The organism is Acinetobacter sp. ANC 5054 (genome assembly GCF_002135295.1).
GTDB lineage: Bacteria > Pseudomonadota > Gammaproteobacteria > Pseudomonadales > Moraxellaceae > Acinetobacter.
In genome coordinates, this window is the sequence record NZ_NEGG01000007.1 from 36,521 (window position 1) to 61,550 (window position 25,030).

Annotated in this window: 23 protein-coding genes; 8 read left to right on the forward strand and 15 right to left on the reverse strand. The window is 41.4% G+C overall.

Going from position 1 to position 25,030, the window contains the following annotated elements; genetic code table 11:
- Window positions 1-46 precede the first annotated feature (46 nt).
- From B9T33_RS08585 to B9T33_RS08595, 3 genes are all read right to left on the reverse strand, one after another.
- A complete protein-coding gene (locus tag B9T33_RS08585) occupies window positions 47-1,555 on the reverse strand; it encodes a DHA2 family efflux MFS transporter permease subunit (RefSeq protein ID WP_416202591.1) in 1,509 nt (502 codons plus the stop codon).
- A gap of 24 nt (window positions 1,556-1,579) precedes the next feature.
- The gene (locus tag B9T33_RS08590) at window positions 1,580-2,731 is read right to left on the reverse strand and encodes an HlyD family efflux transporter periplasmic adaptor subunit (protein ID WP_086178513.1); all 1,152 of its coding nucleotides are present in this window, start codon (window positions 2,729-2,731) and stop codon (window positions 1,580-1,582) included.
- A gap of 270 nt (window positions 2,732-3,001) precedes the next feature.
- On the reverse strand, window positions 3,002-3,499 hold the full coding sequence (locus B9T33_RS08595; RefSeq protein ID WP_086178514.1) for a thioesterase family protein: 498 nt from the start codon (window positions 3,497-3,499) through the stop codon (window positions 3,002-3,004).
- 107 nt (window positions 3,500-3,606) lie between these two features.
- On the opposite strand from B9T33_RS08595, the gene hemB reads away from it, so the two are divergent.
- Both hemB and thiO read left to right on the forward strand, forming a co-directional pair.
- Window positions 3,607-4,620: a porphobilinogen synthase gene (hemB, locus tag B9T33_RS08600; protein WP_086178515.1), complete on the forward strand. Its 1,014-nt coding sequence runs from the start codon at window positions 3,607-3,609 to the stop codon at window positions 4,618-4,620.
- 153 nt (window positions 4,621-4,773) lie between these two features.
- The gene (gene thiO / locus B9T33_RS08605) at window positions 4,774-5,916 is read left to right on the forward strand and encodes a glycine oxidase ThiO (RefSeq protein WP_086178516.1); all 1,143 of its coding nucleotides are present in this window, start codon (window positions 4,774-4,776) and stop codon (window positions 5,914-5,916) included.
- Window positions 5,917-5,920: 4 nt separating this feature from the next.
- Here the strand turns inward: thiO and B9T33_RS08610 are convergent, their stop codons facing one another.
- The 3 genes from B9T33_RS08610 to B9T33_RS08620 form a co-directional block, all read right to left on the reverse strand.
- Window positions 5,921-6,856, reverse strand: coding sequence for a TIGR01777 family oxidoreductase (locus B9T33_RS08610; protein ID WP_086178517.1), 936 nt, complete (start codon window positions 6,854-6,856; stop codon window positions 5,921-5,923).
- A gap of 63 nt (window positions 6,857-6,919) precedes the next feature.
- On the reverse strand, window positions 6,920-7,369 hold the full coding sequence (locus B9T33_RS08615) for an ABZJ_00895 family protein (RefSeq protein ID WP_086178518.1): 450 nt from the start codon (window positions 7,367-7,369) through the stop codon (window positions 6,920-6,922).
- A 389-nt stretch (window positions 7,370-7,758) separates the two neighbouring features.
- Window positions 7,759-8,703, reverse strand: coding sequence for a diguanylate cyclase domain-containing protein (locus B9T33_RS08620; protein ID WP_086178519.1), 945 nt, complete (start codon window positions 8,701-8,703; stop codon window positions 7,759-7,761).
- A gap of 183 nt (window positions 8,704-8,886) precedes the next feature.
- Here B9T33_RS08620 and B9T33_RS08625 point away from each other — a divergent pair, with 183 nt between their 5' ends.
- From B9T33_RS08625 to B9T33_RS08635, 3 genes are all read left to right on the forward strand, one after another.
- Entirely contained in the window at window positions 8,887-9,264 is a 378-nt protein-coding gene (locus B9T33_RS08625; protein WP_086178520.1) for a VOC family protein, read from the forward strand.
- 290 nt (window positions 9,265-9,554) lie between these two features.
- On the forward strand, window positions 9,555-10,805 hold the full coding sequence (locus B9T33_RS08630) for an exonuclease SbcCD subunit D (RefSeq protein WP_086178521.1): 1,251 nt from the start codon (window positions 9,555-9,557) through the stop codon (window positions 10,803-10,805).
- Window positions 10,806-10,823: 18 nt separating this feature from the next.
- Window positions 10,824-14,420: an AAA family ATPase gene (locus B9T33_RS08635; protein ID WP_086178522.1), complete on the forward strand. Its 3,597-nt coding sequence runs from the start codon at window positions 10,824-10,826 to the stop codon at window positions 14,418-14,420.
- A 159-nt stretch (window positions 14,421-14,579) separates the two neighbouring features.
- Here the strand turns inward: B9T33_RS08635 and B9T33_RS08640 are convergent, their stop codons facing one another.
- The 3 genes from B9T33_RS08640 to B9T33_RS08650 all read right to left on the reverse strand — a co-directional run bounded on the left by B9T33_RS08640 (window position 14,580) and on the right by B9T33_RS08650 (window position 17,404).
- Window positions 14,580-15,389 carry a hypothetical protein gene (locus B9T33_RS08640; protein WP_086178523.1) on the reverse strand — a complete coding sequence of 270 codons (810 nt, stop codon included), beginning with the start codon at window positions 15,387-15,389 and terminating at the stop codon, window positions 14,580-14,582.
- Between the two features lie 258 nt (window positions 15,390-15,647).
- Entirely contained in the window at window positions 15,648-16,448 is an 801-nt protein-coding gene (locus B9T33_RS08645) for a thioesterase family protein (RefSeq protein ID WP_086178524.1), read from the reverse strand.
- A gap of 269 nt (window positions 16,449-16,717) precedes the next feature.
- Entirely contained in the window at window positions 16,718-17,404 is a 687-nt protein-coding gene (locus B9T33_RS08650) for a YggS family pyridoxal phosphate-dependent enzyme (protein ID WP_086178525.1), read from the reverse strand.
- A 130-nt stretch (window positions 17,405-17,534) separates the two neighbouring features.
- Here B9T33_RS08650 and B9T33_RS08655 point away from each other — a divergent pair, with 130 nt between their 5' ends.
- Window positions 17,535-18,572 carry a type IV pilus twitching motility protein PilT gene (locus B9T33_RS08655; RefSeq protein ID WP_086178526.1) on the forward strand — a complete coding sequence of 346 codons (1,038 nt, stop codon included), beginning with the start codon at window positions 17,535-17,537 and terminating at the stop codon, window positions 18,570-18,572.
- Between the two features lie 30 nt (window positions 18,573-18,602).
- Entirely contained in the window at window positions 18,603-19,724 is a 1,122-nt protein-coding gene (locus tag B9T33_RS08660) for a PilT/PilU family type 4a pilus ATPase (protein WP_086178527.1), read from the forward strand.
- A gap of 69 nt (window positions 19,725-19,793) precedes the next feature.
- Here B9T33_RS08660 and fur read toward each other — a convergent pair whose 3' ends face one another.
- Entirely contained in the window at window positions 19,794-20,231 is a 438-nt protein-coding gene (gene fur / locus B9T33_RS08665; RefSeq protein WP_086178528.1) for a ferric iron uptake transcriptional regulator, read from the reverse strand.
- 112 nt (window positions 20,232-20,343) lie between these two features.
- Between fur and B9T33_RS08670 the strand changes: the two genes are divergently transcribed.
- Window positions 20,344-20,742, forward strand: a complete 399-nt coding sequence (locus B9T33_RS08670) for an outer membrane protein assembly factor BamE (RefSeq protein ID WP_086178529.1) — start codon at window positions 20,344-20,346, stop codon at window positions 20,740-20,742.
- A 43-nt stretch (window positions 20,743-20,785) separates the two neighbouring features.
- Here B9T33_RS08670 and B9T33_RS08675 read toward each other — a convergent pair whose 3' ends face one another.
- From B9T33_RS08675 to argB, 5 genes are all read right to left on the reverse strand, one after another.
- Complete coding sequence (locus B9T33_RS08675; protein WP_086178530.1) at window positions 20,786-21,112, reverse strand: RnfH family protein; 327 nt, start codon at window positions 21,110-21,112, stop codon at window positions 20,786-20,788.
- A complete protein-coding gene (locus B9T33_RS08680; RefSeq protein ID WP_086178637.1) occupies window positions 21,112-22,197 on the reverse strand; it encodes a hypothetical protein in 1,086 nt (361 codons plus the stop codon). The genes B9T33_RS08675 and B9T33_RS08680 overlap by 1 nt, the downstream gene beginning before the upstream one ends.
- Window positions 22,198-22,338: 141 nt before the next feature.
- Window positions 22,339-22,794: a bacteriohemerythrin gene (locus tag B9T33_RS08685; protein ID WP_086178531.1), complete on the reverse strand. Its 456-nt coding sequence runs from the start codon at window positions 22,792-22,794 to the stop codon at window positions 22,339-22,341.
- A 271-nt stretch (window positions 22,795-23,065) separates the two neighbouring features.
- A complete protein-coding gene (locus B9T33_RS08690) occupies window positions 23,066-23,914 on the reverse strand; it encodes a class II glutamine amidotransferase (protein ID WP_086178532.1) in 849 nt (282 codons plus the stop codon).
- 200 nt (window positions 23,915-24,114) lie between these two features.
- Window positions 24,115-25,023, reverse strand: a complete 909-nt coding sequence (gene argB, locus B9T33_RS08695) for an acetylglutamate kinase (RefSeq protein ID WP_086178533.1) — start codon at window positions 25,021-25,023, stop codon at window positions 24,115-24,117.
- Window positions 25,024-25,030: the final 7 nt, after the last annotated feature.

The window sequence follows — 25,030 nt, forward strand, 5'->3', positions numbered from 1 at the left end:
CATTTTTAAAATACGAAATTTCTTTTACTGGCCTAAGCTCAATTATTTAATGCGCATGTCCACCACCTACACCCGCTTTTGGACGTGGGCATAGCCAAATGATCAGTGCAGCAAATATAAACACTCCTGCCAAAACTAAAAATACATGATTGGCGGAAAGGGTTAGAGCTTCTTTATCGACCAGACTTGAAATATAACCCAAGGCTGCATCGGAACTCATCCCCGTATTCACCAAGGTATTTTGTACTTCTGTCACATGTAAATTACCGACCATTTCACTGCGTGCCACTTTGGTGTGATCATCCCAAATCGTCACTGCGATAGACGCACCAATTGCCCCTGCCATAGTTCTTAAGAAGTTCATCAGACCTGCGGCAGACGCCATGTCTTGTGGTAGAACAGATGCTAATGCCATATTAGACAAGGGAATAAAGAAAAATGGCACAGCGAAGCCTTGCAGTATCTGCGGCAGTGCCAATGCCATAAAGTCTGCATCCGTGGTCCAGAAGGCACGCATCAGCGTTACTCCGCCCAATATACTTAAACCAAAACTGGCCAAAGCACGTTGGTCGTATTTGGTCGCTAGCTTGGCTACAATTGGCGACATGGTCAAACTGCCCAAGCCCATCGTTGCGGTTAAATAGCCTGCCCACGTTGCCGTATAACCTAAGTTGATCTGTAGCCACTGCGGAATCAATACAATACTGCCGAAGAATGCTCCAAAACCAAAGGCCAATGCCAATACCGAAATGGTAAAACTTCGGTACTTAAATAGCAGTATATTCACTACAGGATACCGTTCGGTCAGCTCCCAAATAGTAAATACAATCAGCCCGACAAAGGCTGTAAGTGCCAAGACCATAATGAATGGATTATTAAACCAATCGCGTTCATGACCGAGGTCTAACATCAACTGTAATGCACCAATCCACAGTACTAATAGCAGCAAACCACCACGGTCAATTTTCAATTTTTCAGTTGGAGTTTCAGCTGTTTTTAATAAGCGCATAGCTGCAATCGCACAACCAATCCCGACTGGAATATTAATAAAGAAGATCCAGTGCCAAGAGAGGTTATCACTAATTGCACCACCCAAGATCGGTCCAAGAATTGGCCCTACAACGGTCGTCATGGCCCACATGCCCATGGCTTGTGATTGCTTTTCAGGTGGGAAAATGCGCATGAGCAAAGTTTGGCTGAGTGGCATAATTGGACCACCAAACAGACCTTGCCCAATTCGGCAAAATACCAACATTTCCAAACTGGTCGATAGACCACAGAGTACAGAAAATAAGGTAAAACCAAATAAACTGACCACAAAGACTCGTACAGAACCAAAGCGTCCCGCCAACCAACCCGTTAAAGGCACACAAATCGCTTCAGCGACCGCATACGAGGTAATGACCCATGTCCCTTGCGACGCAGATACTGCAAGACTACCTGTAATATGGGGCACAGAGACATTGGCAATGGTCATATCCAAAACGACCATAAAGTTCGCCAATGCCAGTACTAAGGCAGCGAGAATCAGACGACCACCTTTAAGGTCTGTCATTTGCATATGCTGATTCATAGGCAATTACTTCGATTTCAAATCAATCGTCGCTTCCATCGACAGTCCCACGCGTAGTGGATGTTCTGCCAATTCTTTCGGATCAAGTTGAATTCGTACAGGTAAACGTTGTACGACTTTAATCCAGTTTCCTGTCGCATTTTGTGCGGGAATCAAAGCAAAGGCAGAACCTGTTCCACCTGAAAAACCTTGTACTGTGCCTTTATATTTGACTTTGTCACCATACAAATCCGAAGTCAGCTCAACTTTTTGACCGGGTTTTACTCCTGCCAATTGGCTTTCTTTAAAGTTAGCATCGACATAAAGCTTTGCAACAGGAACCACCATCATCAGGCTTGTGCCCGGAGCAATACGTTGACCAACTTGTACATTTCGACGCGTCACCACACCATCAAAAGGTGCTTTAATTTGTGTACGTTCTAAATCCAGCTCGGCTTGGACCAAACGGGCTTGAGCCACCAAAACATCTGGGGTTGAGTTTTCATTACTATTTTGAATTAAGGCATCATTGGCTGCTTTATTACTTTGCGCAGCTTTTTGACTGGATTTGGCTTGTGCCACGCCTGCTTGTGCAACTTCAAGACTGGCTTTTGCCGTATTGACTGCACTTTGCGCTGTACTCAATTCTTCTTTTGAAATTGCACCTGAAGCTGCCAATTGTTGACGACGGTATAATTCTTCCTGTGCTTTATTTACATCCGCTTGTGCCTTGTTCGCCTGTGCTTCGGCACTATGAATCGCATCATCACTCACATAAATTTGAGAGTTTAAAGAGCTACTATTTGCCGCAGTTTGCTTATATTGGCGCTTAGCCTTCAGCAATTCTGCTTTGGCCTGTGCTAAGGCAATGTCTGCATCACGTGCATCAATGCTTACCAACACATCGCCTTTTTTCACTTGCTGGGTGTCACTGACCAAAACATCAGACACTTGACCTGTGACCATGGAGGTAATTGAAGCTGTTTCTGCGCCAACATAAGCATTGTCTGTACTGACTGAATTATTTAGAAATATTGACCAAATAAAATAAATCACCAGACCAATAACAACGAGGATTGCCACAATGCCCAAGGCTTTTTTGCGGCGACCTTTTAATTCTTGATCGGTAGGTTGTTCTGACTGCAGTGTTTCTGGCAGCGTACTTGGGGTATCTGTCATAGATTTATCCTAAATCCAGCGGACTTGGTCATGGCATCACGGGCTGATTACAGCCTTTACGACATTGCTGTCAGAATATGGTGTCGATGAGAAAGTCTATCTACTTTATATTTTCGGCATTTTAAAGCTAAAAAATCATATTCTGAGAATAGAAAATGTAACTCTTCAGTCTTTTTTCTCGAACAGCAGGGAAATTACTTCCCATACTGTTGATCAATCAGTCTATTTTATCGCTAATCATAAAGAGTAAAACTGAAACGATACTTAAGTTTAATAGGCATAAGATGCAATAGCCGTCGCGATAGCTTTGCCTTCGTCATTCACCATGGTCATACGCATAGTGCAACCCTTACGTCCTAAGCGTAGCGTTTCTGCTCGAGCAACAAAACGTTGACCACGACCTGGTGCCAAATAATCGACACGCATATCGACTGTTGCAAGACGGGAAACCTTTTTACTGGTTTCAGCCATATCTTCAGGTGTTGCTCGTTTATACAATTCACCCATGGCAGATATACCACCAATACTATCGAGCAGTGTTGCTGCAACACCCCCATGTAAAATCTGAAATGCGACATTACCAATGAGGTTACTGGTCATATCCACCTGTGCTTCAATTTGGTCACCGACCACCACCATACGCATGCCATTGTATTGATAAAAAGGAGATTCGTTAAAAGCCTGTGCAATATTGTCTAATAAGGTGCCAATTTGAATATTCGAGTTTAAATCAACATTTCCTGTCCAACTCTTTGTTACATCTGTCATAGCCTACTCGAATTACGGTCATTAAATAAAAAAATGAATCTGGGTGCGCCAAACTTCAATTATGCGTCTACAATAGTTTAAGTTTAATACTGATCAATGAGATTGTTATGACCTATACGTTCAATCGTCCTGCTTTTCCTGCCACTCGCATGCGTCGCATCCGTAAAAATGACCAACTTCGTGCAATGGTACGTGAAACTCAACTGACGACTGATCACCTCATTTATCCAGTATTTGTTTTGCCCGGTCAGAACCAAACTCAAGACATTCCAAGTATGCCCAATGTGCAACGTTTGTCTGCTGACCTCTTGCTCAAAAAAGCTGAACGCTTACTTGAGTTGGGTGTCTCAAAACTGGCGCTATTTCCAGTCACACCACAAGAAGACAAAAGCTTAACTGCTGAAGCTGCTTGGGATGAAAATGGTTTAGTGCAAAATACCGTGCGCTTACTCAAAAAAGAATTGCCTGAAATGGTACTGATCACTGATGGTGCCCTCGACCCATACACCACACATGGTCAAGACGGCATTATTGATGATACTGGCTATGTCCTCAATGACGAAACCGTTGAATGCTTAATTAAACAAGCACTCAGCCACGCAGAAGCGGGTGCAGATGTAGTTGCGCCAAGCGACATGATGGATGGTCGAATTGGTGCGATTCGCCAAGCACTTGAAGCCAATGGTTATATCTATACCAATATCATGGCGTATTCAGCAAAATATGCCTCAAGCTTCTACGGCCCGTTCCGTGATGCTGTTGGTTCATCATCAAACTTAAAAGGCGGCAATAAATACAATTACCAAATGGATATCGGCAACCGTGCTGAAGCCCTGCATGAAATTGCACTCGATATTCAAGAAGGTGCAGATATGGTGATCGTAAAACCGGGTATGCCGTATTTAGATATCGTACGTGAAGTCAAAGACAACTTTGGTGTGCCAACCTTTGTTTATCAAGTGAGTGGTGAATACGCGATGTTGGCAGGTGCCATTCAAAATGGTTGGCTGTCTGATAGCGTGATTATCGAATCACTGATGAGTTTCCGCCGTGCAGGTGCAGATGGTATTTGGACATACTTCGCAGAAGAAGCCGCACTTAAACTGAAAGACATGAAATAAAGCCATTCCTGAGCCTTCCTATTTTAAAATAGGGAGGCTTTTTTCTAACCGAATGGTTCATCTCGGTTTGTATTTATAAACTTCAAGGACGAAGGTTAAATAAAAAAATTTAACCTCTGATCAATCTCTCAGAAAAAAATCGGTATATCAGAAATGCATATTGCCATCATTGGCGCAGGTGTCAGCGGTTTACTTTCAGCTTTGGAATTGCTTGAACGTGGCTGTTCGGTATCTATTTTCGACCAACAACAAACGGGCTCTGCCGCCTCATGGGCGGGTGGTGGCATATTATCCCCGATGTATCCTTGGCGCTATGCCAAAGCGGTCAATGCCCTTGCCCGTTATGGCAAGCAAGGCTATCTCAAATGGAATGCACTTTTAAAACCTGTAACAGGTATTGATTTTGAAATTCATGAAACGGGCATGCTGATTTTCGATGAAGATGATTCCGACATTGGGCTCAATTATGCAAGCGTTCACCAAGACCCTATGCAGCAAGCCCTGTATTTACAGCATGCACAAATCGAACAGGTCAATTCCCACATTTCGCCTAAGTTTCAACAGGCGATTTATTTTCCACAGCTCGCAAATGTGCGTAACCCGCGCTTATTACAATCGCTGAACGCTTATTTACAGCAACATCCACGCGTAACTATTTTTGAGCACAGCCCTATAACCAAGCTCAATATTGAGCAGCAGCGTATTCACGCGATCTCGACTAAAGATGGGCAACAACATCATGCTGATCATGTTGTTTTGGCAACAGGTGCTTGGTCTGCGCAGTGGAGTAAACAACTGGAAATTGAGATTCCTGTAACACCTGTACAAGGGCAAATGTTGCTCTTTAAAACGCCAAAAGACTGGTTACCCACGATGTGCATGAATAAAGTCATGTATCTGATTCCACGCCAGGATGGTCATATTGTTTGTGGTTCAAGCATGCGCCAATGTGGTTTTGACACTCAAACGAACGCTGAAACGCTGGCACACATCAAAGCATCCTGTTTGGACATGGTGCCCGAACTTGCTGAATTTCCGATTATTCAATCTTGGGCGGGTTTACGTCCCTCTTCACCGCATGGCGTACCGTATATTGGGAAAATGCCGAATATTGATAATCTATGGGCAAATTTCGGGCATTTCAGAAATGGGCTCTGTATGGGACCTGCATCCGCTCAACTTCTGGCAGAGTTAATGATGGGTGAAACAACATCCTATAATGCTGCTGACTATACGCCAGAGCGCTTATATCAGGACGCATTTTCAGGATCAGACCAATACACAGCGATTCTCTGAAAAATTATTGCAGCAAATGTTTCAAAGCTTCGGCGAGTGTTGGATATTTAAACTCAAAACCTTCTGAGGATAAGGCAGCCGGTTTGACAAATTGACCATTTAAAATCAATTGCGACTGCTCCCCTAACATCAGCTTAAAGACGATGCCGGGTACATTAAATAAAGGTTTTTTCTGTAACTGACGTGATGCAGTTAAGGCAAATTGTGCTTGCGTGGTGCGCTCTGGAGCAACCACATTATAAATTTTACTGCGTGCAGATGGTACGCCCTCAAGCTGCCGCTGTTTATTGGCCTCTTTCATCAAATACAAGATCACTCGAATCACATCCTGCACATGCACCCAAACAAAAGGCTGGCGACCATGACCAATTTTATTGACTAGATTGAGTCGAATAGGCTTTAACATTTGCGGCAAAATGCCACCACCTGCCGCCAATACCACCCCCAATCGAATAATGTGCGTATTTTGCTCAGGATATAACTGTATTGTTTGCTCCCAGCGTTGACACAATTCAGACATAAAAATTGCTTGAGATTGGGCTTGCTCATCACAAACTTGCTGCCATTGCTCATTCACATCAATGCCGTAATAGCCCACAGCAGAGCCAGAAATAATGCGTTTCGGAAAAATTTTACGCTTACGCAAATATTGATACAATGCTAGGGTCGTGTTGACCCGACTATCAATGAGTTGCTGTTTACGTGCCTCAGTCCATCTGCCCTGACCGATACTTTCGCCCGCCAAGTTAATCACATAATCAATCCGATCATGCGGAATTTGATCAAGCTCCTGCACCCAGGTCACATTTGGTGATTTTGAAATTCGTCCCGCCTTACGGGTCAGTCCAATAATTTTATAATCCTGCGCCAAAAGTGCGGGAATCAAATGCGAACCAATAAAACCGCTACCACCGGTCAGTAGCACAGTAGGCTGATGCATAGTCTGTTCTTTTCGTAAAGTCTAGGCCTTATCTATAGAACATGTTCCTGCATCGTTCAAGCTTTAAGCACTAAACTTTTTAATTGCCATGCGCTTGGCCAGTGGCCCATAAAACCAGTAAGTTAATAAATACAACGGAATAGCCATAAGCAGGAGCATAATAAGCATGATGCTCATAAACTGAGGATTTTGGACATACAGTAATAAATTTTGCCAAATTTCAGGATCATTGCGTGAAAAAATGGCAATACCCATCAGCAAAAAGGCCAAATTGTAGAGCCAAAAAATCAGACTAAATCCTAACGTTATTTTTTTGCGTTCAGATTGAGTTGGTGCACGTTGAGTTTTCTTCAAAAAGCGAAACAGCACAAAAATCATAGCTACAAGATAAGGTACAATCGTTAAAATACCACCAACACCTTGTGGTAGTAACGCTGCGACCACACCACAAATGCAGGTCATCGCAAAGCACATAATGAAAAACATTAAAAAATAACGTGTTAGAGACACCATTTCGATGACCAATATATAAATTTGAATTTATTATAAAAAAAAATGAACTTTTTTTCATTTTCTTGTCAACCGATCTGTAAACGGCTGCGTTATATAGGGTACAAGGTCTGTAGCAACCGATGATTTGGACGGCATCCACAATGTTTCGGTGACCTTTTACTTAAAAGCAATAAGCTTCATTTTGAACTCGAGTCATGTACAGCAGCCATCACTTCAGTTCAAAATAGATTTTTTGACCGACGATTTCATCATCACTCGAATCGTCGGTCTTTTATTTTGTGGCTACCTTTATTTTAACCCTTTTCATACACATAAAAAAATAGTCGATGAATACACCGACTAAATTTCATTGTTGTAAAACCACCATTTTGTCATTCAGTATCTAGGCTTTAAGCCGCATAATAACGATTTCGTCCCTGATGCTTCGCCACATACAAGTTCTTATCTACTTGATCTAGAAATTGCATTCGATTATCTAATTCAGTTGGTGTGATGGTTTTAATCCCCATACTGAGCGTGACTAAATCCGATACTGCTGAAGCTTTATGTGGCAAACGAGCCGCTTTTACCGCATCCATGATTCTATCCGCCATGAGTCGGGCCGCCGCTTCATTGGTTTCGGGTAAAATCCATGCAAACTCTTCGCCGCCATAGCGCGCAACTAAATCACGTGGACGTGAGCAACAAGATTCTAAACTTTTGGCAATTTGTCTTAAGCACGTATCACCAATCACATGACCATTCAAATCGTTATATTGTTTAAAATAATCCAGATCGAGCAGGATTAAACTTAAGGGCTTTTGCATGCGAATGGCATTTAACCATTCCCGTTGATAAAACTCATCAAACAAACGACGGTTCGCAATTCCTGTTAAACCATCTTTATAAGAATACTCTTCAAGCTGACGTTGCAGCTTTTGCAGTTGTTCTTCCTGTTTTTTTCGTTCCGAAATATCAAACATAAAGCCAACTAAAGAATCAACCTCTCCATTTTCATTTCGCACCACGTGTACAACATCTCGTACCCATAAATAAGTTCCATCAGCTTTTAAAGCACGATAGTCCGCCTCATGGTCAATACCTGCAATTGATTGTGCAACACAGGTATTTACAACACGATCTCGGTCATCATCGTGCATACGATCAGCCCAGTCTTGCACGGTACGCCAAGTATTTTGTTTCCAACCCAACAACTTTTCAATTTGTGGTCCAACATAGGTATACGCTTTGCTTTCCCAGTCAATCGACCAGGGAATGGCTAAAGTAGACTCGAGCAGGGTTTTGTACACCATACTGCTTGCGAGTTTTTCTTCATCAAACGGATTATTTGGCATGAAAGTTCTCCATTTTCCCCAAAAGGTGGTCAAATCGACCTAAATAACATTAATGACTGATTTACAGGATTCCAACAAAAAATAATATCCCCTGTTCTTGGTATTTCTTAAGCTATTAGATTAATACTGAGTATTAAATATCGAATAAATCACTTATTTATATAAAAATATAGGATAGTTCTCATGAATCAACTCAGTTACTTTGAAATTCAATCTTCCAATCCTGCACGTGAAGTTACATTTTACCAAGCAGTTTTCGGTTGGACCTTTACCGAAATTAAGGGGCTCCCGATTGAATATTATCAAATTGAAACCCCTAGTGTGCATGGCGGTTTATTAGCACGTCCTGCATCTACACCACCAACTCACTGTGGTACCAATGCGTTTACCTGTAGTTTTGAAGTCGAAAATTTTGACCAAACGGCTGCCATAATTTTAGCCAATGGTGGTCAAGTCGCCATGGAAAAATTCGCGATTCCTGGTCGTTGTTGGCAAGGCTATTTTTTAGATGCTGACCACAATACCTTTGGATTAGTACAAGTAGATGAAAATGCCCAATAAATATAGTTAATGAAGTCAAATAGCCCGAGTATCTTGCGCTAACAAAGCCACAGCTACTTGCTCAGTCATGTCTAAACGATACAAAGCAGACAAGATAACCAGAACCGATCAAAATCCAATTTGCTGAGACTAAATAGAAATGAAACTGGCTTAGCAGTTGCAGTTCGTACATAAGCCATTGAGATAAATATTCTTTTTACGACATCTGTTGTCGCATAGATCAGTTGTCACAAGTTTCAAGCATGAAATTATGCTAAGTTATGACAGGCATATTATTGTTTTGAGTTCACATGACTGTACGCTTTTTTCATACTTCGGATTGGCATTTGGGGCAATTTTTTTACAATCACGCACGGGACTATGAACACGAGCAGTTTTTAACATGGCTATTAGAACAAATTCAGCTTGAACAGCCGCATGCCCTGCTCATTGCGGGGGATATTTTTGATGTCATTAATCCTGCATCAAAAGCCCAAAAACAACTCTATCAATTTTTAGCCGATGCACATGAACGTGCACCACACATGCAAACCCTGATGATTGCGGGCAACCATGACTCAGGTTACCGTGTCGAACAAGTTCAACCCCTACTTGATAAATATCATGCGAAAGCCGTTGGGGTCATTAAATGGACAGAAAATCATTGCCTAGATTTAGACACCTTATTACTTCCAATTTATGATGCAGAGCAAAATATTGTTGCATGGTGTTTGAGCCTGCCCTTTTTACGAAGTTCTGAAATTACAGGCACCTACAATGAACATACGCAAAACAGTCAAAGTGCAATCGCCTATTTACATCAACAACTGATTGCCGAAGCTAAAGCACGAAAAACACCTGAACAAGCATTAATTCTGATGTCACATGCACATATGCAAGGTGGAGAAGTTTCAGATTCTGAGCGTTCCATTATCATTGGCAATGAAGAAGCGCTTTCAACGGCCTTATTTGACGACATCATTGATTATGTAGCATTGGGTCATTTACATAAACCGCAAAAGGTTGGTTCAGAACACATCCGCTATAGCGGCTCGCCCATTCCATTATCCTTTAGTGAAATTAATTATCCACATCAAGTTCTTAAAGTTTCGATTGATCCGTCAAAACAGGAAAACCGTCTCCAATATGAAGCTTTAAAAATTCCACGCGCAGTTCATTTACACCGTATTAAAGGTGATATTGATGAGGTCATTGGCAAACTTAAAGCCTTAGCTGCGGGTGAAATTGCAGACATTAACCAACGTGAATATATTGAAGTGGAATATCACACTGATGCTCCGCCACCCCCCAATTTACGCCAACAATTTGAAGACGCTTTAGCACCCAATCGCTATCGATTAGTGCGGATTCAACGCAAATATTTAGCATCTGATGCTGAGCAGTGCCAAGAATCTCAAATTAGCCTTGAACCGCCAACTCCTGAAAAATTATTCCAACAAATTTGGGCGAAACAAGGTTTTAGTGCCGACGAGGAAGTGTTGCGGGACTTCATGAGTTTGGTACATGAAGCAGAACAACAATCGAATGAAGATAGCCACTAAGCGAATTTAGAGAAAAAAATGAAAATCTTATCTATTCGAATTAAAAATTTAGCATCTTTGGGTGGCGAGCACTTTATTGATTTTGAAGCACAGCCTTTGCTAAACGCTGGACTTATTGCCATTACAGGTAAAACTGGTGCAGGGAAATCAACTATTTTAGATGCCATGTGTCTGGCACTGTTCAACCAAATTCCACGCTTTAAACATAGCGATGCCAAGCTCTTAGACAATGACGGCACGACCAGTATTTCCACTAATTTCACCAGTAATATTTTACGTCGTGGCACAACCCAAGGCTTTGCTGAATTGAATTTTATGGCACAGGATCAGAAAATATATTCTGCGCGTTGGGAGGTCAAACGCTCACACAATAAAGTGAATGGCAAACTGCAAAAAGCTACGCGTACTTTGCGTTGCTTAAGTGATGGTAATATTGTTGCAGACCGAGCGACCACATTTGATGAGTCCATCAAGCGGATTACCCAGCTGAGTTTTGCCCAATTTACCCGTGCTGTTTTACTGGCTCAATCTGAAGTGACAGCATTTTTACAAGCACGTGATGATGACCGTGCTGAGTTACTTGAATATCTCACCAATTCGAGTATTTTCGCCAAAATTGGAGCACTCGCCTTCCGTAAAAAAGAAGACATTAGTCAGCAACGCCGTAAACTTGAAGATGTTGTTGGTCATTTAGAGCTACTGTCCGAAGAGCAAATTACACAACTGCACACTGATTTCAGCCAAGCACAGTATCGCTTCAAACAAACTGAACTACAGTTACAACAGCATCAGCAAGAGCAAAAATGGTTTGAACAACAAACTAAGCTCAATGTCGATATTCAGCAACGTCAACAACTGCTCGAACAATGTAAGCAACAGTTATTAAATTTAGCGCCTGAGCACGCACAGCTACAGCAACTTGACCGGTTTGCGACGATTCGTTCATCCGTTGCTGCTCAGCAAAAACTTCAACTTGAACAGAGTCAATACAGCCAAAAAGTTCAGGTGATGCAGCAGCAATTTGCAATCGTTGAACAAAACCACCTCATTGAATCGCAGCGTTTTCAGCAAGTCGATGAGCAATTTAGTTCACAACAACATTTTGAACAACAACATTACCAAGCTTTAAACCAAGTCCGCCAATCTGTAGAACAGCGGAAATTTATTAAAACTGCATTTGAGCAAGGTTTGGATGTTTTAGAACGTCAACAAAATGCACTCATACCACTTAATCAACAACATGCTCAATTCTTACAAACGATTCAGCAACAAGATGTAGAGATTCAGCAGATCCAACAGCAGTTGAACACTAGTCAGCCATTTTCGGTACTTGATGATGGTTTAAATGCACATATCCAGCAATTAAATCAATTTAATCAGCAATATTCACTGCTTAGCCAACGCATCGGGCACATGGAAACAGCTCAGCAAAATCTTATTGAATTGAATAATCAACACACTGAATTATTTAAACAATTTGGCTCGGTTGAGAACATTGAAGCGAAACTCACTGAATCAAATCAATTACTCGCAAATAATCAGCAGAAACAAAAACAATCTGCACTGATTCAGCAAAAACTTGAGTCATGGCTAGAACTCAAACAGAGTACAGCGCAAATTCAGCATAAGCAGCATGAAGCCGAAACCATTCTGCAAACAACTCAGCAGCAAACTGAGCTGAGTGAAATCCAATTTAAGCAGGCACAATCTGAACGTGAGCAGTTGCAGCATTTATTGCAACAGCAACGGCTTTTACATGCAGAAAATATTGAACAACTACGTGAAACACTGGTTGATCAGCAACCCTGTAGCGTCTGTGGTAGTACAGAACACCCCTATGCGCTAGAGCATCCAGATTTATCTAAAGCTTTGTTTCAGTTACAAGAACAACAAGAGCAACAGGCTCTTCTGTCTGAGAAGCAGTATTTTGAACAATGGCAACAACATCTTAAGCAGTTCAACCAACAACTTGCCGCACAGCAACAGCTCAAGCATCAATTGGAACAGGCTCAGCAACAGATCCAACGATTGCAAACCGAAGTTAATTCGGCAATGTCTCATGCAGAATTGGTCCTAAATTTAGAACAGACCGATGCACAGCTTCGTGCAGTAGTCGATTCATTCATCAGCAATTTATTAAAACAACAACAGGCTTTTATTGAGCAAAATTCTACGTATGCGCAGGCTTTGAAACAACTGAATCAGCTCAACCTCGATATTCAAAACCTTGAGCATGTCTTGAACCAGCTACAGCAATTGCATCATCAAGTTGAACATCTTTTCAATATTGAATCGCGGATAAAAGCGCTTAGTGAACAACAACCCGAAGTGGCTGCACAGCAGCTGATCCAGCAACTAACCACACGGTCAGATCAGTTACAGCAGTTACAGCACATCCAGAACCAGCAACAACAACTGACACAGCAAAGTGCCTTGCTTGATGAAAAAATTAGCCAACTCAAAGTCAAGATTGAAGAAAGCACACGACATAATCAGCATCTTCGTCAGCAAGGCATTGAAAACAATGATCAAGCTGCAGAAGCGATCTTTGCTATGTGCCAAACACAGATCAGCAAACCGCATGAATGGCTAGCGCAATTTGATCAATCACGTTTAGCATTGCAAAATCAACATCAGCAAGCCAAAGTTCATTTTTCATCAATACATCAGCACTTTGAACAGCAGCGCCAGCAACTCGATCAATTAAAAACCCAGACTCAACAAGTCGAGCAACAACACATTCAAGTTCAACAAGATATTCAGCATTGGCTGAATGCACATGCAGACTTTAACCATGATTTGCTCATTGAGCTAAATCAAATACCGATTCAACACGTTCAAGCATTGCGGGTAAAATTACAGCAGGCAGAACAGGCGCAGTACGAAGCACAATCCAGTCTCAAGGTCTTACAAGATCAATTTGAACAACATCAGACACAGCAACCTAAACTGAGTCTCACAGAATTACACACGCAGCTAGAAGTATTACAAGCGCAATTTGAACAACAGCAAAATGAGCGTGATGCATTAAAAGTTAAAATTGAAATGCATCAACAAACTTTGATTAAGCAGCAGCAATTTGCGAATGAAATTGCCAAAATTCAAATTGAGGAAACGCGTTGGAATAAAATTTCCAGTTTGATTGGCGATGCCAAAGGCAAGGATTTCCGTGAGTTCGCACAACAATATAATTTAGATATTTTAGTGGAGTATGCTAATCAACAGTTGGCATTGCTGTCACAGCGTTATACTTTAAAACGTCTTGAGAACTCACTTAGTTTGGGCATTATCGACCACGACATGGATGGTGAATTACGTTCGGTCTCTTCGCTGTCTGGCGGTGAATCATTCCTAACTGCCCTTGCACTTTCATTGGCAATTGCCAATATGGCTTCAGGCTCAATGAAAATTGAATCTCTATTCATTGATGAAGGCTTTGGTACGCTAGATGCATCATCCCTACACATGGTGATGAATGCGCTCGATCAGTTGCAAAACCAAGGACGTAAAGTCGTGCTCATTTCGCATATTCAAGAAATGCACGAACGCATTCCAGTGCAAATTCAGGTGAATCCAGTCGGTGCAGGTGCCAGTACCATTGAAATTGTATGTTGAGTTTCTGAGTAAGTGGTTAATGAATTTAACTACGCGTGATATTGACGATATTCAGAATACGAAAGCTGATTAGAAAGCAAAGGCTGAATGGATTTTTCCACTCAGCCCTGATTTTCTTGACTTAGGAATGGCAAAGAAGTGTATGGTCCTACATCCACCTTAATCCGCAGGAAAAGCATTTGGTGGTGGGGCATATTGGCTTGTAGGTTTAACTTTATCTCGTGGTGCATTTAGCTCATAAATGACTGTACCAATGACACCTGTATTGTTAATCGAGCCACTGGCAGAGTGCGCTGCATATGAATCTTTAGGTTTACTGAAGGTAAATGAAGCCACTGCACTATTGCTTTTACGGAACCCTTCAATATCCAAATGACTATAAGGCCACAGTACATAACCACTGTTGTAACGTGATGCACGCTGTCCATTCAATACATCTAAACCATCTACACTTGCTACAACTTCAAAGGTTTGTGCACTGTTATTGGTATAATGCAAAACATAGCTTTGGCCTTCATTAGCAGATAGAAAGTATTGCTGCCCATCTCGATATAACACTAAATTACGTCCACGCTCGTCTTGCACTGAAAAGCTAACTTTGCCCGCCGCCAAGGAAATGCTGTTAATACTACGCCCTGAAAAGTCTTTTTCTGCATAACGGATTTGCGACTCAGCGATAGGCGTTGAACTTAAGCGTTTTAAATTGACGGGTTTAACCGATGAACTAATTTCATCCCCCCATTTCGTTCCAAGACGCTGCTCATCCTTAACTTTACTGTTGCCCAAAGAAGCTGAAGTTTGACTGGCAGTCATGCTCGGTGTAGGTACTTGAGCCATTTCACTTTCAACTTGAACATTCGAACTCATGTCATCTGCTGATTGCTGAACTGGTGCCGAACTACAGGCCGATAAAATTAAACTAAAAAAACCGCCCAACAAACTCCAAATCACGATCCATCTATTTTTCATTGCTCTACCCTTTATTAGAATACTTATCCTGCCAGTATAAAAAACGAGGCTGAACAATAGTGCTGCAAATTGTTGACTTATGCTAAGCACTGTAACCAACAGCAGGATCAGATTCATCCGAATAACACGCAGCTTAAATTCAACTAACCCAGAATTTGATTGCATTCATGATTGGAATAATTAGGCCCTAAAAATATTCCCCAATACGTTCAAATTAAGGTAGTAATGAACACAATCAAATTTGCATTGTGTCATCTGCTATTCTGAAATTTTACGCAGCGTTAGGATTTGTTCGCTACGTCCAAATGGGCCTTTAACATCATGTAGGACTGAGCTGGTTAATCCGATTCCGTCATCACCATATTGCTGCACAGTTTCTAAACCTAGCCACTGCCCCTGCGGCATTCGATGTAAATGAATCTGAAGGTCTAAATTTGGAAAACCCCATTTAAACGGCCTATCTTGACGTAGCACAATGCCATTTGCTGTATCAACCAACCCCATTAAACGTACGAAGTCACTACTCGTTTCACCCTCAATCATTTCATAAGGTGTGTTTAACCAAACAATACCCCGACCTGCTCGTCGTTCATGGCTTCGTGCCTCAATAGAGTGAATAAAACCACCGGGCCATTGACGGATCCCCTCCCAGAGAGGCGCTAGTTCAGGTCCATTGACCGACTGATCTTCAAGTCCATGAGCGATTTGACTGTTTTGCGTCATCATGCGCCACGTTCGCGCCACAATACAAATTTTGCCGTGGGCACGCATTTCAGACTCAATCAACTCAATGGTTTTACCCGGGCGTATCACCCTACTGACTATTTCAAACTCTCCCGCAGGAATTAAGCCTAAAATATCCAAACTAATTCGCCCTATGCGCACATCTTCACGGGGTAAAAATCGATCTAATTCCGCGCAGATAATGCCTGTTGCAGGTGCCATATGCTGCTCATGTTCATTCCATGCGCCCTGTGCTAAAACTGTTGAACGATAATGTGCTGTGACAATGCCTTGCGCATCCGTTTTGCGCTGAATCAGTTGATAATATGCCGTCATGAACTTTCCTGTTTGTCCAAAAATCAAATCACTTTCATCTCAAAATGTGCGTGACATCCTGCTTGTTTTGTACGCAACTTTGCTGGAAAGTTCAATTTTAAAGCCCAAATTTGAACCCGAGGGTTCCAAAATTTGAGAAAGAGGAAATGATGTGCTTATTTAAATTATTTTGATTGAAATACTTTTTTAGCTTTGCGTTTTGAAATAATTTCGAATTTAGCAAGCGCATAAGGCACCTTGTTCTCAGCACCTTGGCACTTGCATAGTCATTATTTAGAATAATCGCGTGCACCAAATAAGGCTGTGCCTACACGCACCATCGTTGAGCCTGCGGCAATGGCATCAACCATATCGCCCGACATTCCCATACTTAAAGTATCCCAATCTTCAGGGTGAGCATGCCCTGCTTTGACTTGCTCAAAGAGTTGCCGAGCATCAAAGAAAGCCTGAGTATTGTTAGGCGCAGGAATCACCATGAGCCCGCGCAATTTTAAATTTGGTAATCGACTCATTTGACGAACCAACTCTGCTACTTCAGCAGGTGCACAACCATCTTTTGAATCTTGATCATCAATATTCACTTGTAGACAAATATTTAATGGCTGTTGTGACGCGTCACGTTGAGCTGATAAACGCTCTGCGATAATCAAACGATCGACGCCATGTACCCATGCAAAGCTTGAAGCCAAATGTTTGGTTTTATTGCGCTGAACATGTCCAATAAAATGCCATTCGATGTCTAAATCCGACAAGATAGCGATTTTATCTAAGGCTTCTTGCAGATAATTTTCCCCAAATGCCCGTTGTCCTGTTGCATACATTTCTTTTAATATTTCAGCAGGATGGGTCTTAGAAACCGCCAATAAGCTCACGGCATCTACATCTCGCTTAGCCTGTAAACTCGCCGTGGCAATTTGCTCTAAAACTTGATTTCGTGCTTCTTGAAGTGTATTCATTGACGGGGTTCTCATTTCATTCATCTTTTTTTGCATTGCCCTGCAACTAAGTGTTGGTTAAGCTGTGGGAAAGCCTTATTATTCTATCAAAATAATTAAGATTTAATTTTAACTTTATCTCGGGGATCTTATGGACATTACAGAACTGTTGGCCTTTGCTGCCAAAAATAACGCTTCCGATTTGCATTTATCTTCTGGTATGCCACCAATGATTCGTGTGGACGGTGAAGTACGTCGTATTAACTTACCGGCACTTGAGCATAAAGAAGTTCATAAACTTGTTTATGACATCATGAACGATAAACAACGTCGTGATTACGAAGAAAAATTAGAAACTGACTTTTCATTTGAAGTACCGGGCGTAGCGCGTTTCCGTGTGAACGCATTTAACCAAAACCGTGGTGCTGGTGCTGTATTCCGTACCATTCCATCAAAAGTACTCACCATTGAAGACCTTGGCATGGGCCAAATCTTTAAAGATATTTGTGAATATCCACGTGGTATTGTTTTGGTGACAGGTCCAACAGGCTCAGGTAAATCAACAACACTTGCAGCGATGGTCGACTACATTAATGACAATCGCTATGACCATATTTTAACGGTTGAAGACCCAATCGAATTTGTGCACGAATCTAAAAAATGCTTGGTCAACCAACGTGAAGTCCACCGTGACACCCACGGCTTTAACGAAGCACTTCGTTCTGCACTGCGTGAAGACCCGGATATTATCCTTGTCGGCGAGATGCGTGACCTTGAAACCATTCGCTTGGCACTTACTGCTGCGGAAACAGGTCACTTGGTTTTCGGTACACTACATACCACCTCTGCGGCAAAAACCATTGACCGTGTGATCGACGTATTCCCAGCGGAAGAAAAAGACATGGTCCGTGCCATGTTGTCAGAATCACTACAAGCGGTAATCTCGCAAACCCTATTAAAGAAAAATGGTGGTGGACGAGTTGCAGCACATGAAATCATGATTGGTATTCCCGCAATTCGTAACTTGATTCGTGAAAACAAAGTGGCACAAATGTATTCTGCGATTCAAACGGGTGCCAACTATGGTATGACTACGCTAGATCAAAGCCTTAAAACTTTAGTATCGAAAGGGATTATCAGCACACAGACTGCACGTACTGCGTCTAAGCAACCAGAATCTTTCCTATAAAAAAAATGTAGCTGTATTTGGGGATTTTTTATGGACTTTAATGGCTTACTCAATTACATGATTGAGAAAAAAGCATCTGACTTATTTATTACGGCAGATGTTGAACCATCAATTAAAATTAACGGCACCATCATGCCGATTGGTTCAACAAAACTTCCGGGGCCTACGGTGGGTCAAATTTTAAATTCCATTATGTCTGAAAAACAGCGTAAGGAATTTGCAGATACCCGCGAATGTAACTTTGCTATCAGTAATACAGATAAAACCGCTCGTTTCCGTGTCAGTGCATTTCAGCAACGCGACCAACCGGGCATGGTGCTCCGTCGTATTGAAACCATCATCCCAACCATGGATGAGTTGAAGTTACCACCGATTCTCAAAGAATTGGCAATGACCAAACGTGGCATCATCATTTTTGTTGGTGCAACAGGTACAGGTAAATCGACTTCACTTGCATCGATTATTGGCTATCGTAATCAAAATTCACACGGTCATATCATTACTATTGAAGACCCAATCGAATTTATTCACGAGCATCGTGGTTGCATTATTACCCAACGTGAAGTGGGTATCGATACTGACTCATTTGAAATTGCCTTAAAGAACACACTGCGTCAGGCACCAGATGTCATCTTGATCGGTGAGATCCGTTCTCGTGAGACTATGGATTATGCCATTGCCTTTGCAGAAACGGGTCACTTGGTATTTGCGACGCTGCATGCCAACAATGCCAACCAGGCCATTGACCGTATTATTCACTTCTTTGAAGCAGATCGTCATGGTCAATTGTTTATGGATTTATCCTTGAACTTAAAAGCCATGGTTGCACAGCAGTTGATTCCAACCATTGACGGTAATTCACGTCGTGCTGCGATTGAAATCCTCATCAATTCACCGTTAATTTCAGATTTAATCCGTAAAGGTGAAGTCCATGAAATTAAGGACTTGATGAAACGTTCTCGCGAGCTCGGTATGCAGACTTTCGACCAAGCCTTATATGATTTATATCGCGCGAAGCAAATCAGTTATAAAGATGCGTTAAAGCATGCCGATTCTCCAAACGACTTGCGTTTACAAATCAAGTTGGCAGAAGAAGGTGGTGAGCATTTACTGCGTGCCAATTCAAATATTACCTTTGATGGCCAGCACTAAAATAGATCATGCTTCAGACATAAAAAAACAGACTTCAAATGAAGTCTGTTTTTTTATCCATTTTCAGGATTATTTTTTGCGGTAAGCATCCTGACATTCAGGCGCATCACAGTAGCCGTATAAGTTAAGTGAGTGACCCGTTAACTCAAAACCGAACTTTTTAGCAACTTCATGCTGCTCATGTTCAATTACGTCATTTGTGAACTCAACCACTTTATTGCAGTTTTGGCACACAATATGGTCATGGTGGTCTTCTTGCATAATTTCAAAAACAGAATGATTGTTCTCAAAATGATGACGTTGAATAATACCTGCAGCTTCAAACTGTGTTAACACGCGATACACAGTTGCTAAACCCACATCTTCACCCTGTTCGAGTAAAGTCTTATAAATATCTTCCGCACTTAAGTGATGTTGTCTTGAATTTTCAAGTAATTCCAATATTTTAATTCGTGGAAGTGTAACTTTAAGTCCAGCTTTGCGTAAATCTTGGTTTGAAATAGGCATGAAAAAAGGTCTCTCAACAAAATTAAAGTTGGAATATGCAACAAAGTTTAGATGCAGTATGATCTATCCTTGGATCAAATGCATCATAATTAATTTGGGATAGTTTAGCAAAATGCAAAAAATCATGCTGACGTTATTCGTCACTTCATTGCTCGTAGGCTGTTCGACCTTGGGCGTTTATAAAGTTGATATTCCTCAAGGTACACCGTTAACTCAAGCACAAGCGTCTAAAATTCAAGTGGGAATGAGCCACCAGCAAGTTCGCTTTTTGCTAGGTAGTCCAACTGTTGCAGATCCGATGAATCCGTTACGTTGGGACTACATTTATAAGTATACCCCAGGAACATATGCTAAAAAAGCCAAGATTCCTGCAGCGCATGGTCAACACTTAAAAATCTTCTTTGACCAAAATGGTATTGTGCAAAAAGTTGAAGGTCTAGAAACAATTCCAGAATCTCAACCCGGTCTACCAGGTTCTAAAGAAGCGATTTTAACTGCGCCACCACTATAGTCTGTTTCAAATAAAAAGAAACCCCTAACGAAAGGGGTTTTTTTTATGAGTACAATTGCTTAAAGCGATTGCCTCGACAATAACGTCCTACTGGATTTTTCTTAGCACGATTACGCCGAATATCCTTAGGATTAATGGTTAAAGCCCGATAAATTTCAACCCGATCCCCCACCTCAAGCACCTGAGCAGAATCTTTAATGCGAACACCAAAAATACCTAAATTTAATTGTTCAGGTAATTCGACTTGCTCACGGATACCACTTTGCTCAATCGCATCATGTGCGGTCATGCCTTGAGTGTATGCCAGCGGAATCAGAATTTGTTGGGTGGTACCTGCATAGGCAACCCAGACTTGCAACTGCTCAGACATTAGAATAACTGTCCAATCACAGCAACCAATGCCAAGATAATGGATAAGGGCAAGACAATACGTACTGCAATACGCCAAATGTTATAAAACGCTTCATTACTAAAATTCATGGATTTGCGTAAATGGCTGATCTTCATAATCCAACCTGCGAAAATCGCATAAATTAAGCAAATCATCAGGCCCCAAATCAATAATGCAATATTGAACACTGGTACCATGACATGAGCTGCCCACACAAACACAGCAATCAACGTGATCAACCATTGCACCACAACCGCCAATTGGCGCTGTTGAAGCTGCTCACGGGCCATTTGAATCAATAATGCAGCACCTGTGACTAAACTCAGCGCTAAAGCCAATGCAGGCACTTGTGCTTTTGCAGCAAAGAAAGCAAAAGCTACAACCGCCAACAATTGTGCAATCCAAATTGGAAATACCGTCTTTGTCGCAATCTCTTGTTGCTTAACTGCCGCAATACTTGATTGCCAATACAAGCCCAGACCTAAGCCACTTGCCACCAATGCTAAAACCGTTGCATTTCCCCACTCGCTAAATTCGAGGGTGGTTATTTGCCATGCGGGTAAAGTTGTCCCCATGACATTGGCTAAAACCAATGCGGCAAGCACACCAACAGCAGTAATTAAAATTAAGACTTGTCGTGGAAGCAGTGAAAGTGCAAAAGCAACGACAGCAAGCACTGCCAAAATCACACTATAGGTAGTAGCACCATTAACAGCAAAGTTACCCACATATTGTGATGCAGCCGAAAGCATGCCACCTGCTAAAAAAGGAATAAATACGACTGCAAGCCAACCGACCAAACGCCATTTGGGTGAAGCATCGGCATCACGTGTCAGGGTTGAAAGGGCTTGAACAGCAGTAGTTTTAGAGCGCTTCGCTAATGCAATTTCTAGGTAACATACGGGTAAGGCTAAAATAAGCATTGTGCCTAGCCATAACAGCCAGAAATCAAGCTGACGTTCAATCTGAATACCTGTTACCGGTGCTAAAGTCGCAATAATGATAAAAGATACACAGAACGCCATCAGTGGCGATAACCATTTCGACATCGCATTGTCCTGCATGACAAATTCCTTTGAAAATTCTAGCGCTATTTTGCCTTGCTGAGCTTTGAAAATCAAAAACAAAAAGCAAATCACCTCGAGGGTGATTTGCTGCGCTAATTTTTTATAAGATTTTAATTCTTTTTATCTCGTTTTTCCGTGTTATGAAAAGAAACGAGCAAACCAGTTCTTACCTTTTTTCTTCTCTTTTTCTTTAATGATGCCCATCATATTTTCTTTCACAGCACCTACATAATCTGCATCATCGTGTTGAATATGGTTAATCAGCCATTTTGAAAGTACTTCATGTAATTCACTTTCAATCGCTTGACCTAATTCAAAACGGTCACGGTAAGATTCAATCTTTTTAATAAATAAATCATGTACGCGCTTATGGGGTACACGATATTTATAGCCCGCTTCTTCCTGAAGAGATTCTTCAAAAGTAAAATGCGACTGTGTGTAATCAATAATATTTTCTAAAATTTGTTTCACACGGTCACGTTCAGTAATTGCGTCAATGCCATCAATTTCGTTGATGTAGTCAAGAATCCGTTTGTGCTGATCGTCAATCACATCGATACCAGTATTATAATCTGGAACCCATTTCATTTTCATTACGACCACCTGTAAATATGAAAGACTTATCGCGTAAATTTGATCATATAATTAAAGGACTTAAATAAAAATCAAGTAAAAAGGTTGGTTTTATCCCCATTAATGATGTTTTGATTGTAGTTATTTGTTTTCATTATGTTAATTATTTTAAACCCGAGTATAAAACTCAGATATTATTTAACCAATTCAATATCTTATAAAAATACATATTGTGTATTTTTCAAACAAATTTATTTTAACGCATACTGAAAACTATCTGCCTTTTAACATTCTAGTATTGATCTGCACGGGATATACGCTTTAAGGATGGATCGAGTCGTTCTCGCTCTAAGCGTGCGACTTGAGTCATGGCGTGACGAATTGGACGACCATGTTGAAACAAAATCATTTCGCCTGGTTGGTAAGCTGTCCACACTTCATTTTGTGTTAATGGCTCAGTCGTGATGACTGCTACTCGGTCTTCAGCAGTAGTCACTTCGCTAAAATCGACTTCAACATCAATATCAATTAACTGTGCAGGTTTAAACGGATGCTCTCGCACTAACCAATGTAGTTTGGTAATCGCATAACTAAAGAGTGCCTGACCATTCGACAAACAAAAGTTAAAAGTACCGTGTTCCGCAATCTGAGGCGAGATTTCAAGCAAAACATCAAAGACCTGATCTAATGATGGCTCGGTATAACCAAAGCGTTTTACCAATTGCTCGAGTAAATAGCAAAATGCCAGTTCACTGTCGGTATTGCCTACTGGTGTAAATCGACCTGTGAGTTCAGGTTGAAAATCATGCAAGTCGCCATTATGTGCAAAAATCCATTGTCTCCCCCACAATTCACGACTAAATGGATGAGAATTTTCTAGATTGATTTTACCTTGAGTGGCTTTGCGTATATGCGCAATCACATTGCGTGATTTAATCGGATAATTCCGAATCAGTTCAGCAATGGGTGATTCAACTGCAGACTGATTATCAACAAAAAGACGGCATGCCTTGTCTTCAAAAAAAGCGATTCCAAAGCCATCGCAATGATCTGATGTGACGCCTGCTCGCTGTGAAAAGCCCCGAAATGAAAAAGTAATATCAGTGGGTGTCGCACAATTCATTCCGAGCAGCTGGCACATATCTATCATCAAGTCAGTAAATCTATGATTTCACTATTGTGCATGAGAGTTTTAGTTGTTGTAAATCGTTAAAATCATTGCTCAAAACATTTTTATGTTTTTTAGCTGGTATTGCTCTTTTGATTTTGAAACACAGCTATTTGATAAATAATAAAAAAGCCTCAAAAGAGACTTTTTTATATCAAAAAATGCTAAGCATCTCAGGCTTTTTTCACATTACTGCGGTTGGTAATAAGTGTTCCAACACCGTGATCGGTGAAAATTTCAAGCAATGTTGCATGAGGAACTCGACCATCCACAATATGCGCACTAATTACACCACCTTTTACGGCATCAAGTGCACAACCCACTTTGGGAATCATCCCACCATAAATCACACCTGTTTCAATCAAGCGATCAACTTCTTGCGTAGTTAAACCTGTCAGTAAGTTTTTATCTTCGTCCAATACACCCGTAATATTGGTCAACAAAATCAGTTTTTCTGCACCCAATGCTTCTGCGACTTTACCTGCAACAAGGTCAGCATTAATGTTGTAGGTATTGCCCTCTTCATCCACACCCAGTGGCGCAATAACAGGAATGAAGTCACTTTGGGTAAACATTTCAAGTACATCAGTTTTAACACCAACAACTTCACCAACAAGACCTAAATCAATTTCCTGCACAGAACCATCTTCTGCTGTTTTGTGCATCAATAATTTTTGCGCACGAATCAAATTGCCGTCTTTACCTGTTAAACCAATCGCACGTCCACCGTGTTTATTGATTAAGTTCACAATTGATTTATTGACGCTGCCGCCCAAGACCATCTCTACCACTTCCATGGTTGCAGGGTCAGTCACACGCATACCATCGATTCGGTCCGACTCACGACCAAGTTGTTTCAGGAATGAATCGACTTGTGGGCCGCCACCATGCACAACAATCGGATTTAAACCCACGGTTTTCAATAAAACGATGTCACGTGCAAATGAACTTTCAAGCTCAGGGTCGGTCATGGCATTGCCACCATACTTCACCACCAGCGTTTTACCCGAAAAACGTTGAATATACGGCAAAGCTTCCGTCAGGATTTGTGCTTTGTCGATGCCGGTGTGTTGATGTGACATTTACCTC

Bases quoted from the DNA above. Each gene is read 5' to 3' on its own strand.
- B9T33_RS08635 (WP_086178522.1), top strand. From the start codon at position 10,824: ATGAAAATCTTATCTATTCGAATTAAAAATTTAGCATCTTTGGGTGGC.
- B9T33_RS08585 (WP_416202591.1), bottom strand. From the start codon at position 1,555: ATGACAGACCTTAAAGGTGGTCGTCTGATTCTCGCTGCCTTAGTACTG.
- B9T33_RS08620 (WP_086178519.1), bottom strand. From the start codon at position 8,703: ATGCCAAATAATCCGTTTGATGAAGAAAAACTCGCAAGCAGTATGGTG.
- thiO (WP_086178516.1), top strand. From the start codon at position 4,774: ATGCATATTGCCATCATTGGCGCAGGTGTCAGCGGTTTACTTTCAGCT.
- B9T33_RS08640 (WP_086178523.1), bottom strand. From the start codon at position 15,389: ATGAAAAATAGATGGATCGTGATTTGGAGTTTGTTGGGCGGTTTTTTT.
- B9T33_RS08630 (WP_086178521.1), top strand. From the start codon at position 9,555: ATGACTGTACGCTTTTTTCATACTTCGGATTGGCATTTGGGGCAATTT.
- B9T33_RS08595 (WP_086178514.1), bottom strand. From the start codon at position 3,499: ATGACAGATGTAACAAAGAGTTGGACAGGAAATGTTGATTTAAACTCG.
- B9T33_RS08660 (WP_086178527.1), top strand. From the start codon at position 18,603: ATGGACTTTAATGGCTTACTCAATTACATGATTGAGAAAAAAGCATCT.
- B9T33_RS08675 (WP_086178530.1), bottom strand. From the start codon at position 21,112: ATGTCTGAGCAGTTGCAAGTCTGGGTTGCCTATGCAGGTACCACCCAA.
- B9T33_RS08685 (WP_086178531.1), bottom strand. From the start codon at position 22,794: ATGAAAATGAAATGGGTTCCAGATTATAATACTGGTATCGATGTGATT.
- B9T33_RS08655 (WP_086178526.1), top strand. From the start codon at position 17,535: ATGGACATTACAGAACTGTTGGCCTTTGCTGCCAAAAATAACGCTTCC.
- B9T33_RS08615 (WP_086178518.1), bottom strand. From the start codon at position 7,369: ATGGTGTCTCTAACACGTTATTTTTTAATGTTTTTCATTATGTGCTTT.
- B9T33_RS08625 (WP_086178520.1), top strand. From the start codon at position 8,887: ATGAATCAACTCAGTTACTTTGAAATTCAATCTTCCAATCCTGCACGT.
- B9T33_RS08645 (WP_086178524.1), bottom strand. From the start codon at position 16,448: ATGACGGCATATTATCAACTGATTCAGCGCAAAACGGATGCGCAAGGC.
- hemB (WP_086178515.1), top strand. From the start codon at position 3,607: ATGACCTATACGTTCAATCGTCCTGCTTTTCCTGCCACTCGCATGCGT.
- fur (WP_086178528.1), bottom strand. From the start codon at position 20,231: ATGCCTATTTCAAACCAAGATTTACGCAAAGCTGGACTTAAAGTTACA.
- B9T33_RS08590 (WP_086178513.1), bottom strand. From the start codon at position 2,731: ATGACAGATACCCCAAGTACGCTGCCAGAAACACTGCAGTCAGAACAA.
- B9T33_RS08650 (WP_086178525.1), bottom strand. From the start codon at position 17,404: ATGAATACACTTCAAGAAGCACGAAATCAAGTTTTAGAGCAAATTGCC.
- B9T33_RS08670 (WP_086178529.1), top strand. From the start codon at position 20,344: ATGCAAAAAATCATGCTGACGTTATTCGTCACTTCATTGCTCGTAGGC.
- B9T33_RS08690 (WP_086178532.1), bottom strand. From the start codon at position 23,914: ATGTGCCAGCTGCTCGGAATGAATTGTGCGACACCCACTGATATTACT.
- B9T33_RS08610 (WP_086178517.1), bottom strand. From the start codon at position 6,856: ATGCATCAGCCTACTGTGCTACTGACCGGTGGTAGCGGTTTTATTGGT.
- B9T33_RS08680 (WP_086178637.1), bottom strand. From the start codon at position 22,197: ATGCAGGACAATGCGATGTCGAAATGGTTATCGCCACTGATGGCGTTC.
- argB (WP_086178533.1), bottom strand. From the start codon at position 25,023: ATGTCACATCAACACACCGGCATCGACAAAGCACAAATCCTGACGGAA.